General features: G+C 62.9%; 10 protein-coding genes. 8 read left to right on the forward strand and 2 right to left on the reverse strand.

All coding sequences use genetic code 11. From position 1 onward, the window contains the following. The first annotated feature begins 172 nt into the window (after nt 1-172). From G6N78_RS08640 to G6N78_RS08675, 8 genes are all read left to right on the forward strand, one after another. Nucleotides 173-1999, forward strand: a complete 1827-nt coding sequence (locus tag G6N78_RS08640; RefSeq protein WP_370691500.1) for a sensor histidine kinase — start codon at nt 173-175, stop codon at nt 1997-1999. 2 nt (nt 2000-2001) lie between these two features. Beyond that, on the forward strand, nt 2002-3363 hold the full coding sequence (locus tag G6N78_RS08645; RefSeq protein ID WP_165217464.1) for a sigma-54-dependent transcriptional regulator: 1362 nt from the start codon (nt 2002-2004) through the stop codon (nt 3361-3363). Nucleotides 3364-3573: 210 nt separating this feature from the next. Continuing rightward, complete coding sequence (locus G6N78_RS08650) at nt 3574-4557, forward strand: tripartite tricarboxylate transporter substrate-binding protein (RefSeq protein WP_165217466.1); 984 nt, start codon at nt 3574-3576, stop codon at nt 4555-4557. 146 nt (nt 4558-4703) lie between these two features. After that, nucleotides 4704-5165 (forward strand): tripartite tricarboxylate transporter TctB family protein, encoded by a 462-nt coding sequence (locus G6N78_RS08655; protein WP_165217468.1) that lies wholly within the window; start codon nt 4704-4706, stop codon nt 5163-5165. 9 nt (nt 5166-5174) lie between these two features. Next, on the forward strand, nt 5175-6680 hold the full coding sequence (locus tag G6N78_RS08660) for a tripartite tricarboxylate transporter permease (protein WP_165217470.1): 1506 nt from the start codon (nt 5175-5177) through the stop codon (nt 6678-6680). Nucleotides 6681-6895: 215 nt separating this feature from the next. Beyond that, nucleotides 6896-7090 (forward strand): hypothetical protein, encoded by a 195-nt coding sequence (locus tag G6N78_RS08665; RefSeq protein ID WP_165217472.1) that lies wholly within the window; start codon nt 6896-6898, stop codon nt 7088-7090. A gap of 191 nt (nt 7091-7281) precedes the next feature. Further along, the gene (locus tag G6N78_RS08670; RefSeq protein ID WP_165217473.1) at nt 7282-8970 is read left to right on the forward strand and encodes a sensor histidine kinase; all 1689 of its coding nucleotides are present in this window, start codon (nt 7282-7284) and stop codon (nt 8968-8970) included. Nucleotides 8971-9003: 33 nt separating this feature from the next. After that, nucleotides 9004-10056 carry a DNA topoisomerase IB gene (locus G6N78_RS08675; RefSeq protein WP_165217475.1) on the forward strand — a complete coding sequence of 351 codons (1053 nt, stop codon included), beginning with the start codon at nt 9004-9006 and terminating at the stop codon, nt 10054-10056. Nucleotides 10057-10156: 100 nt separating this feature from the next. Here the strand turns inward: G6N78_RS08675 and G6N78_RS08680 are convergent, their stop codons facing one another. Together G6N78_RS08680 and G6N78_RS08685 are read right to left on the reverse strand one after the other, a co-directional pair. Beyond that, nucleotides 10157-10717 carry a type 1 glutamine amidotransferase domain-containing protein gene (locus tag G6N78_RS08680; protein WP_165217477.1) on the reverse strand — a complete coding sequence of 187 codons (561 nt, stop codon included), beginning with the start codon at nt 10715-10717 and terminating at the stop codon, nt 10157-10159. 23 nt (nt 10718-10740) lie between these two features. Next, nucleotides 10741-10938: a hypothetical protein gene (locus G6N78_RS08685; protein WP_165217479.1), complete on the reverse strand. Its 198-nt coding sequence runs from the start codon at nt 10936-10938 to the stop codon at nt 10741-10743. Nucleotides 10939-11077: the final 139 nt, after the last annotated feature.

The following is an 11077-nucleotide window of genomic DNA, read 5'->3' on the forward strand; positions in this document are numbered from 1 at the left end:
TGGACGGGTTGTGTCCTCATCCATAGAGGTTGCATCCTTTCAGCTTCTAAACGGCGCCGGATCAGCCGATGGCATGGTGAATGAAGAGTTATTGCCGCATGGCAGGAAGGGTCAGGCTTGCCACCTGCGACAAGATGGGTTGAACTGGTATCCCGGTGGGGAGGACCTGTGTTTGACGAAGCGGTTTCTGCTGGCTCTTGCCAGTTTCCTGGTGATCGGGGTGACCTTCGCGCTCCACGGCGGCGACGTGATCCTGCGCCGCTACCTGGACGAGGCGGCGAACCAGGGCGGCACGACCCTGCGGCTGGCCGTCTCCGCGCTGGAGGGGCATCTGAGGCGTTTCGAGCCACTGCCGGCGCTGATTGCCGACCAGCCGGCCATCGAGGCGCTGATCCAGTCTCCCAAGGATCCGATCCTGCGCCACGACACCAATCTCTACTTAAGCAGCATCAATGCGCTCTTGAAGTCTTCCGACATCTACATGATGACGATGGACGGCGAGACGATCGCCGCCAGCAACTATGACCTGCCGACCAGCTTCATCGGCCAGAATTTCAGCTACCGGCCTTACTTTCACGAGGCCGCGGCAGGTGCCCAGTCGCGGTTCTACGCTCTCGGGACGACCTCGGCGAAGCGCGGCTATTATTTCTCCTCTCCGATCGAGATCGGCGGCAAGATCCTCGGCGTCATCGTCTTCAAGGTGGATACCGACGTCATCGAAGCGTCGTGGGTGGGTGGGGATGCCCGAATCTTCGTGTCCGATCCCGAAGGCATCATCTTCATGACCGGCACGGCTCAATGGCTTTACCGCGCCATTCTGCCGCTGACGCCCGAGCGACTGGCCCGCACGGAAGCCTCGCGCCGCTATTCCGATGCAAGGCTGAGCGAGTTGCCGATCACGGAGCGGACCGAGGCCGGGCACCGCCTGATGACCGTTTCGGAACGTGCTGGGGTGCTGGAGTATCTCGTCCGTTCGCAACTGATGCCGGAGGCCGGCTGGACGGTCAACGTTCTGATCGACACCGCCTCTGCCCGTGCCCAGGCGCAGACGGTGACGGTGGCGGGCCTGCTGCTGCTCTGCCTTGCGGGGCTGGGATTGGCGATCCTCATGCAACGGCGCGCGCGGCTGGCCGAACGTCTCCAGATGCAGGCCTCCGCCCAGGTGGAGCTGGAGCGGCGCGTCGAGGAACGCACCGCCGACCTCGCCCGGGTCAACCAGCGGATCGAGGAGGAGGTTGCCGAACGGCGCCTCACCGAGCAGCAGTTGCGCCAGACCCAGGCGGATCTGATCCAGGCCGGCAAACTGGCCGGTCTCGGCCAGATGTCGGCGGCGCTGTCGCACGAGTTCAACCAGCCGCTTGCCGCCGCGAAAACTTATACCGACAGCGCCGCCGTGCTGATCGAGCGGGGGCGGCTGGACGAGGCGAACGACAATATCCGCCGGATCTCGGCGCTGATCGACCGCATGGCCTCGATCTCCCGGCACTTGCGCAACTTCGCCCGCAAGCCGAACGAAAAACTCGGGCCGGTGGTGCTGGATGAGGTGATCCGCGACACGATGGAAATCGTCGCCGCCCGGCTGAAAGCCGCCGAGGCCACGGTCACCATCGACATGGAGATGCCGTCGCCCGTGGTCGAGGCGGGTCTGGTGCGCCTGCAGCAGGTGCTGGTCAATATTCTGACCAATGCGGCGGATGCCGTCGAGGGGCTGGAGGACCGCGAGATCATCCTCTCCGTCCGGCAGGAGGCGGACAGAGTTTCGATCCTGATCCGCGATCACGGGCCGGGTGTGCCGCCGTCGATCCGCGAGCGTATCTTCGATCCCTTTTTCACCACGAAAGGTGTGGGCAAGGGGCTGGGGCTCGGCCTCTCGATCTCCTATAATATCGTCAAGGATTTCGGCGGCAGCCTCAGCGTCAGCGATCATCCGGACGGCGGCGCCGTCTTCGTGATCACGTTGCAGGCGGCCTCCGGAGCGATCGGACAGGCGGCGGAGTAGGCATGCAAAGAGTACTGTTGGTGGATGACGAGGAGGAGCTACGCCGCTCCACCGCGCAGGCCCTCGAACTGTCCGGCCTTTCCGTGCAGACGCTGGCGAGTGCCGACCAGGTGCTGGAACTCATCGGCTATGCCTTCGACGGTGTCGTCGTCAGCGATATCCGCATGCCCGGCATCGACGGCATGACGCTGATGCAGCACATCCGCGAACTGGACGCGGAGATCCCCGTGATCCTCGTGACCGGTCATGGCGACGTGCAACTAGCCGTGAAGGCCATGCGCGAAGGCGCCTATGATTTCATCGAAAAGCCCTTTACCACGCCGCATCTGGCCGGCGTGATCCGCAGGGCCATGGATCGCCGCGGGCTGGTGCTGGAAAACCGCCGACTGAGGGCGGTCGCCGGCAAGCGCGACGATCTGGAATCGCGCCTGCCGGGCCGCACGCAGGGCATGGTGGATCTGCGCTACCAGATCCGCGCCATCGGTGCGACGGATGCCGATACGCTGGTGATCGGCGATACGGGCGTCGGCAAGGAGGTCGTGGCGCGCGCGCTGCACGATGTGAGCCCACGTGCCAATCGCCCCTTCATCGCCATCAACTGTGCCGCCCTTCCCGAAACGCTGATCGAAAGCGAGCTCTTCGGCCACGAGGCTGGCGCCTTTCCAGGCGCGCTTCGACCGCGCTATGGCAAGTTCGAACATGGTCGCGGCGGCACCATCCTGCTCGACGAGATCAGTTCGATGCCCGTCGATCTGCAGGCAAAATTCCTGCGCGTACTGCAGGAGCGGGTCATCACGCGGCTCGGCTCCAACGAGACGGTCGGGCTCGATGTCCGGTTCATTGCGACGAGCAAGGTCGATCTCGAAGCTGAGGTGGCGGCGGGACGGTTCCGTGCCGATCTGTTCTACCGGTTGGAAGTCGCGACGCTGAGGGTCCCGTCACTTGCGCAGCGCCGGCCGGATATCCCGCTCCTCTTCCTGCAGTTGGTGCGTGAGGCCTGCGCGCGGTATGGCCGCGAGGACATCGACGTGCCGCAGGAGGTGGTGGCCTCGGTGGCGCAGAAGGATTGGCCGGGCAATGTGCGCGAACTGCGCAATGCCGCCGACCGGCTGGTGCTCGGGCTCGACATGCGTCCCGGAGATGGTGGCGCGCTTGTCAAACCGGACAGCGGGCGGCTGTCCGATCGTGTCGCCGCCTTCGAGCGCAACATCCTGGCAAGTGCCATCGCAGCGCATGGCGGGGCCTTGAAACCCGTCTATGAACAGCTCGGAATCAGCCGGAAGACACTGTACGAGAAGATGCAGAAATACGGCCTCGACAAGAAGCTGCTCTCGCCGGAGAGTTTACGCGAACTTGAGGACTAGATCCCAGAAATGGGAATGGGTGGAATTCCACCCGCGCCAAAATGGCAATGTTTCGATTTCCACCCATGATGCGGCGCAAAACAGGCATGGATGCGGCAGTTGCGTGTCTGGCGCCGTTGCGCAATCTCCTCTGGAAGATGCAGATGAAGCCACCAGGTCGCCCGGGAGGAGCCGCGGCGACTGGCTTGGTTTCATCTGAGGAGGATGTCGATGAAATTCTTCAAGGCTCTTGCCCGCGCGACCGCTTTTGCTGCCGTCGCCCTCTCGTCCACGATCTCGGCCGCGGCCGGTTATCCCGAGCGCTCGATCACCATGGTCGTGCCGTTCTCGGCCGGTGGCCCGACGGATACGGTTGCCCGTCTTGTCGCTGAATCCATGTCGAAGGATCTCGGCCAGCAGATCATCATCGAAAACGTCGGCGGTGCGGGCGGTACGCTCGGTGCCGGACGCGTCGCCAATGCGCAGGGCGACGGTTATACGTTGCTGCTTCATCACATCGGCATGGCAACCAGCGCCACGCTTTACCGCAAACTTGCCTATGACACGCTGAACGCGTTCGAATATGTCGGTCTCGTCACCGACGTGCCGATGACGATCGTTGCCCGCAAGGACATGGAAGCCAAGGACCTGAAGGGCCTGATCGACTACGCCAAGGCCAACAAGGACAAGGTGACGGTGGCCAATGCCGGTATCGGCGCGGCCTCGCATCTCTGCGGCATGCTGTTCATGAGCGCGATCCAGACCCCGCTCGTGACCGTGCCTTACAAGGGCACCGGCCCGGCGATGACCGATCTTCTCGGCGGCCAGGTCGATATCATGTGCGACCAGACCACCAATACGACGAAGCAGATCCAAGGCGGTACGATCAAGGCCTATGCCGTGACCTCGCCGAAGCGCCTCGACGTGATGAAGGACGTGCCGACGGCGGTGGAAGCCGGTCTGTCGGGCTTCGAAGTCGGTATCTGGCACGGCATTTATGCACCGAAGGGCACCCCGGCTGAGGTGACCGAGCGTCTGTCGAAGTCGCTCCAGGTGGCGCTCAAGGATCCGAACGTCGTGGCCCGCTTTGCCGAGCTCGGCACCTCTCCGTCGCCTGAGGCTGATGCCACTCCGGCTGCGCTGAAGACCAAGCTGGAAGGCGAAATCGCGCGCTGGAAGCCGGTTATCCAGGCTGCCGGCCAGTACGCCGACTGATCGGCGAACCGTCGATCAACGGCCAATCCTCCAATCGCCCGGTGCCTGTTTGCCGGGCGATTGTCGAGCCTGACACGTGACGTCTCTACGGCCACGTCGCGCGGTGAGGGACCGCGTCTTCTTCTCTTTTCTTCCGGGGGGAACCCATGAAATCCATTCGCATTGATCACACCAATGCGCTTTGCGGCGCACTGTTTGTCGGTCTCGGCCTGTTCTTTGCTCTCCAGTCACTGGATCTAGATCTCGGCACCACGTTCCGTATGGGACCGGGCTATTTCCCGCTCGTCCTGTCCTGCGTGCTGATCGTGCTTGGGGCGACGATCGTCTTCCATGCCTTCAAGGTCGAACACGAAGCGATCGGCACTATCGCCTGGCGCGGGCTGATCTTCATTCTGCCAGCGCCGATCTTCTTCGGTTTCACCGTGCAGGGGCTTGGCTTCGTTCCCGCGCTGTTCCTGGCCGCGTTTGTCGCATCCTTTGCATCAGCCCGGATGAAACCACTCATGGCCCTGGTGCTGTCCGCTGCCCTGACGGTCTTCTCGCTCCTGGTTTTCACGTATGGCCTGGGACTGCCGTTCCGCACATTTGGCCCCTGGCTCGGTTTCTAGGAGGAAGACATGGATCTGTTCAGCAACCTCGCGCTCGGTTTCTCCACCGCCTCCTCGATCGAGAACCTGTTTTTCTGCCTCATCGGTGTTCTGCTCGGCACCCTGATCGGCGTGCTTCCCGGCATCGGCGCCACGGCGACGATTGCCATGCTTTTGCCGATCACCTTCCAGCTTGAGCCGGTGTCGTCGCTCATCATGCTGGCCGGCATCTATTACGGTGCCCAGTATGGCGGCTCCACCACGGCCATCCTCATCAATATGCCGGGCGAAAGCTCGTCCGCGGTCACCGCCATCGACGGTTACCAGATGGCCCGCAAGGGAAGGGCGGGTGCCGCGCTTGCCATTGCCGCACTCGGCTCCTTCTTCGCCGGCACGGTTTCGACCTTCCTGGTGGCGATTTTCGCGCCGCCGCTCACCAAGATCGCACTGCAATTCGGTGCCGCCGAATACTTCTCGCTGATGGTGGTCGGCCTCGTCTCATCGATTGCGCTTGCCTCCGGCTCCATCGTCAAGGCGCTGGCCATGGTGGTGCTCGGCCTGCTTCTCGGACTGGTGGGCACCGACATCTATTCCGGCACCCCGCGCTTCAACCTCGGCATTACCGAATTTTCCGACGGCTTGAACTTCGTCGCCGTTGCCGTGGGTGTCTTCGGGATTGCAGAGATCCTGCGCAATCTTGAGGGGGAAAAGAACCGGACGGTGCTGATTTCCAAGGTGACCGGGCTGCTTCCGACGAAGGATGATTTCAAGCAGATGATGGCACCGGTGCTGCGTGGCACGATCATCGGCTCGGCCCTTGGTATTCTGCCGGGCGGTGGCGCCATCCTCGCCTCCTTTGCGTCCTACACGGTCGAAAAACGCGTCTCGAAGACGCCGGAAGAGTTCGGCAAGGGTTCGGTTGCGGGTGTCGCCGGTCCGGAATCGGCCAACAATGCCGGTGCGCAAACTTCGTTCATCCCGCTTCTGACCCTCGGCATCCCGGCCAATCCGGTCATGGCGCTGATGGTCGGCGCGATGATCATCCAGGGCATCGTGCCCGGTCCGAACGTCGCCACCGAGCAGCCGGCGCTGTTCTGGGGCATCATCGCCTCGATGTGGATCGGCAACCTGATGCTGGTGGTCTTGAACCTGCCGCTGATCGGGCTCTGGGTGAAGCTTCTGACCATCCCGTATTACGTGCTCTTCCCAATCATCATGGCTTTCTGCTCGATCGGGGTCTACAGCGTCAATTCCAACGTCTATGACCTCTATGCCGTCGCCTTCTTCGGGTTCATCGGCTACGTGCTGGTCAAGCTGCGCTGCGAGCCGGCCCCCCTGCTGCTCGGTTTCGTGCTCGGACCGCTGCTGGAGGAAAACCTGCGCCGCGCCATGATCCTGTCGCGCGGCGATCCGTCGACCTTCGTTACCCGGCCGATCAGCGCCACGCTGCTGGCCATCGCGGTCATCGTTCTGGTCGTCGTCCTGCTGCCCAGCATTCGTGCCAAGCGCGAAGAGGTCTTCCAGGAAGAAGATTGATCGCCTGGAGCGTCACGAAGCCGGCCACCGTCTGCATCGACAGCAGGCGGTGGCCAGCTTTTTCCTGTCCTCGCTCCTGTTTTTATCCTGTCCATTCTGCTGGTCGCACCCCTTCTTCGTCCGGTAGAAGACCGTCGGTTCCCAACCGGAACTCCGGCGTGCAAACTTCATTGATGAAATCCGACCGTGAGTCGGATCTTGGGAGGAGTTGCGAGATGGCTGACAACAAGAAGAATGCCACGCCAGAGGCAGAGGTTCGCAAGGATGCGAAAGGCCAGTTCGCCGGCAGCCAGGCGGATCGTTCCGCCAGTGGCGTCGCCTCCGCCAAGCCCACGGTTGTCACCGGTTCCGAGGACGCGACGGCGCACAAGAAACCGCCGGAACCTGCCTCGGATCGGACGGCGGAGTGACCCGCGCTCGTGCCCGATCAAGATGCGCCTGCGCGCTATGGTGGCGGGACGTACTTATTCGACTTGGTTGAACAAGCGATTTCCGATAGAAGCCGATTGTTACTCCTGTTCCAAGCGAGATGAAGTCGACAACCATGAAGGCAGCCGGAGCCGCTTTGCGAGATCCCTGTTCCGATAGACGGGACGACTAGATGGCTCGTTTTGCGCGCATCTTTCCCACGGCATCTCTCGGCGTTTACCTTGTCGCGCTTGCCGTGCTTACTGCGCTGCCGCTGATCCTCTTTTCGGTGTTTCTGATGCTGCGGCTGGAAGGGCAGCAGCGCGACAGCCTGAACCGCGACACGGAAGAAAACGCGCGGGTGATTGCCCGGGCGATCGATCGCGAACTGAGGGATTCCGCCACCACACTTCGCCTGCTGGCCAGTTCTCCGGAGCTGCGGTCGGGCGATCTGCGGGCATTTCACGAGCGCACCCAGTACAACTTGCGTGGGTCTTCGCGTTACATCCTTCTTGCCGCCGCCGACGGTTCGCAGAAGCTGAATACCCGCTTTTCCTACGGCGAGCCCCTGCAGCAGATGTCGAACATGGACGGACTGCGTTCCGTTCTCACCTCCGGCCGGATCGAGGTCTCGAACGTCTTTTTTGGCAATTCCAGCAAACGGTGGGTTTTCAACCTGCTGATGCCGCTGCCGCCGGAAGTGTCGAGCAGCGGTGCGGCACTGGTTCTGACCCAGAATGCGGAGGATCTGCAGCGGCTGATCAGCACGGATGTGCTGCCGAAAGGCTGGTCGGTGGCCGTCCTCGACCAGCGCGGCCATGTCGTGACCTCGACCAATGCCTGGGCGGGAGAGCCGACGCCCATTCGGGAGAACACGCTGGCACTGATGACGGGTTCCAGCGGCACCATCGAGGATGTCGGGGGAACGCCCCGCCTGATGTATGGTTATGCGGGCGTTCCGGAATGGACGTGGAAAGTCGTTGTGTGGGGCCCGATTTCGGCTGCGCAGAGCAACATCATTGCCGCCTGGCGCATGCTCGTCATCGGCAGCCTCGTCATTCTCGCCGGAAGCGTCGCGATCAGCTATCTGGTGGCCCGCCAGCTGAGGTCACCGATCCGCGCCATCGCCCAGATGGCGGACCGCATCGGTCGCGGGGAAATCGTCGCTCCGATCGAGACCCGGATCACCGAGGCCAACCAGATCTCGATTGCGCTCTCCAATGCTTCCTTCGACCGCAGCGAGGCAGAGGACCGTATTCATCTGGTCATGCACGAACTCGTGCACCGGACGAAGAACATCATGACGCTGATCCAGGCGATGATGCGCCAGCTCGCCCGGCGGGAAACCAGCATGCCCGAGTTCCAGCGGGCGATCGGCGAGCGCCTGCAGGGCCTCGGCAAATCGATCGAGATGCTGGCGCAGGAGCAGTGGGCCGGCGTCCCGATCAACCGGGTGATTGCGCTGCACATGGAAACTTTTGCCGAGACGAAGGACCGGGTGAGGGTGAGCGGCCCGGACTTCACACTGCGTTCGGAGGCGGTGCAAAATCTGGGCCTCGTGCTGCACGAACTGGCGACGAACTCCGTCAAATACGGAGCACTGTCCGTGCCGGAGGGAGAAGTCACCATAAAGTGGACCGACCTTGCCGGCGACGGGGAGGAGCGGCTCCTCCGCATCGAATGGGAAGAACGCGGCGGGCCACCCGTCTCCGAGCCCACTGCGACGGGGTTCGGCACCACCATCATCCAGCGTCACGCGGCAGCCTCCTTCAACGGCACTGTCGAGCTCGATTATCGCGATGAAGGCTTCCGCTGGGTGCTGACGGGGCCGCGGCGTTTGTTCGAGCGTCAGTCCGGCGACGGACACAAGGAGATGGCCTAGGAACGAAGCCTGCTGCCTCTGCGTTCTGCGGCCATGGACGCATCTTCCTCACCCCTCAATCCGGATCTTTCCACGCTTGCCGAGATCGGTCTGACCTATGTTAACGATCGCGTGCCGGGCATCCGCCGCCAGCGCCGCGGCAAGGGCTTCTGCTACCGGATGCCGGATGGCAGCCTCGTCTGCGAGGGGCCGGAGAAAAAACGCATTCTCGGGCTGGGGCTGCCTCCCGCCTATGAGAATGTCTGGATCTGTCTTGATCCGCGCGGGCACCTGCAGGCGACCGGCTTCGACGCGCGGGGGCGCAAGCAGTATCGCTATCACACCGACTGGCAGTCCTTCCGCAGCGAGCTGAAATACGACCAGCTGACGCGGTTCGGCGAGGCCCTGCCGCGCATGCGCAGGCGCGTGCAGCGCGATCTGTCGCTCGGCCTCAACACGCCAGACGCCGTGCTGGCGGCGCTGGTGGCGCTGATGGATGCGACGCATCTGAGAGTGGGCAACGAGGCCTATGCGCGGGAAAACCGGACGTTTGGCGCGACGACGCTTCTCAAACGGCACATGACCCTCTCTGACGACGCCGTGATCCTCAAATTCTCTGCCAAGGGCGGCAAACGCGTGCAGCACACGATCCGCCATCCCCGGCTTCAACGGATCTTCGAGGAAATCGCCGATCTGCCCGGACGCCGCCTGTTTTCCTGGCCGGACGAGGAGGGGCATCTGCGGCCGGTGGATTCCGGCCGGCTGAATGCCTATCTGGCGGAGATTTCCGGGCTGTCGATCTCGGCCAAGACCTTCCGCACCTGGGGCGGCAGTCTGGCGGCCTTCTGTGCCGCGCGGCGCACGCTGGAGGCTTCGGAGAAGATCAAGGTGAAGCTCCTGACCACCGCGGCATCCGAGGAGTTGCAGAACACGCCGGCGGTCTGTCGCAACAGCTATATCCATCCGGCCATCCTGTCGCTGGCCGACGACCCCGAGCCGCTCGCGCGCCTGCTGGAAAAGCCGATGGAGGCCGAGGCGAAGCTGGCCGGTCTGCGGGTGGATGAACAGCGTCTTCTGTCTTTCCTGCACAATACCGTCAGTGCCTGAGCAAGATCGCCTAATCCGGATTGGTCTCAAATCCTGCCCGCCAGATACGACAATGGCCGCCCCTTGCGGAGCGGCCATCGGTCTGGGCAGGAAAGGTGTATCAGGCGGCGCGGCGCTCGTGGCGGCCTTCGCGGACCTCCTCGACGATCTTTGCGACGAAGGCTTGCAGGTCCTTCGGCGAACGCGAGGTGATGATGCCCTGATCGACCACGACTTCCTTGTCTTCCCAGTTCGCGCCGGCATTCTTCACGTCGGTGCGGATGGAATGGTAGGACGTCGCCTTGCGACCACGAAGCGCATCTGCCTCGACCAGAAGCCACGGGCCGTGGCAGATCGCTGCGACCGGCTTGCCACTTTTCACGAACTCGCGCACCACCCGAACCGCATCCTCGCTGGTGCGCAGAATATCCGGGTTGATCTGGCCGCCGGGGATGACCAGCGCGTGGTAGTCGTCGAGCTTCACGTCCGAGAGGGTGAGATCGACAGGAACGCTATCGCCCCAGTCCTTCTCGTCCCAGCTCTTGATCTCGCCGGGCTTCAGAGAGGCGATCTTTACCTCGGCGCCCTGCTTGCGCAGTTCTTCGAGCGGCACGCGCAGTTCGGAACGCTCGTAGCCGTCGGCTGCAATGATCAGGATGCGTGCGGAATTGATGTCAGTCATGAATAGTCCTTTCAGATGGGCCGTCAGAGACGGCCGGTCGAGAGATCGCGCCCGTTGATGGAGGCGGGAACGCTGATCTCTTCTTTTGGCGCCCGCGGCAGCGGCAGTCCCACACTTTCGGGAACGACCACGTGCAGGTCTTGCGGGCGCGGCGAATGAAGGGGAGGCGATGTTCTCTTGCCGTTAAGCAAGCCTCCAAGCACGGTGAGTAAACGGCGCATGTCTTCCTCCGGTTCCTTGGCTCTTGGGCTTTTTGCCCAGGATTGCCATCCCAACCAGCGGAAAGGGGCCTTCGTTCCTCGATGCAAGAAAGAGTTGATCAGGCGGGAACAAACGGCTGCGCCTGCAGTTGACGCTGCG

Origin of the sequence: Allorhizobium pseudoryzae, assembly GCF_011046245.1 — a bacterium.
Lineage (GTDB): Bacteria > Pseudomonadota > Alphaproteobacteria > Rhizobiales > Rhizobiaceae > Neorhizobium > Neorhizobium pseudoryzae.

Excerpts from the sequence above, each read along its gene's own strand:
- G6N78_RS08645 (WP_165217464.1), top strand. The coding sequence starts at position 2,002 with ATGCAAAGAGTACTGTTGGTGGATGACGAGGAGGAGCTACGCCGCTCC.
- G6N78_RS08650 (WP_165217466.1), top strand. The coding sequence starts at position 3,574 with ATGAAATTCTTCAAGGCTCTTGCCCGCGCGACCGCTTTTGCTGCCGTC.
- G6N78_RS08655 (WP_165217468.1), top strand. The coding sequence starts at position 4,704 with ATGAAATCCATTCGCATTGATCACACCAATGCGCTTTGCGGCGCACTG.
- G6N78_RS08660 (WP_165217470.1), top strand. The coding sequence starts at position 5,175 with ATGGATCTGTTCAGCAACCTCGCGCTCGGTTTCTCCACCGCCTCCTCG.
- G6N78_RS08665 (WP_165217472.1), top strand. The coding sequence starts at position 6,896 with ATGGCTGACAACAAGAAGAATGCCACGCCAGAGGCAGAGGTTCGCAAG.
- G6N78_RS08670 (WP_165217473.1), top strand. The coding sequence starts at position 7,282 with ATGGCTCGTTTTGCGCGCATCTTTCCCACGGCATCTCTCGGCGTTTAC.
- G6N78_RS08675 (WP_165217475.1), top strand. The coding sequence starts at position 9,004 with ATGGACGCATCTTCCTCACCCCTCAATCCGGATCTTTCCACGCTTGCC.
- G6N78_RS08680 (WP_165217477.1), bottom strand. The coding sequence starts at position 10,717 with ATGACTGACATCAATTCCGCACGCATCCTGATCATTGCAGCCGACGGC.
- G6N78_RS08685 (WP_165217479.1), bottom strand. The coding sequence starts at position 10,938 with ATGCGCCGTTTACTCACCGTGCTTGGAGGCTTGCTTAACGGCAAGAGA.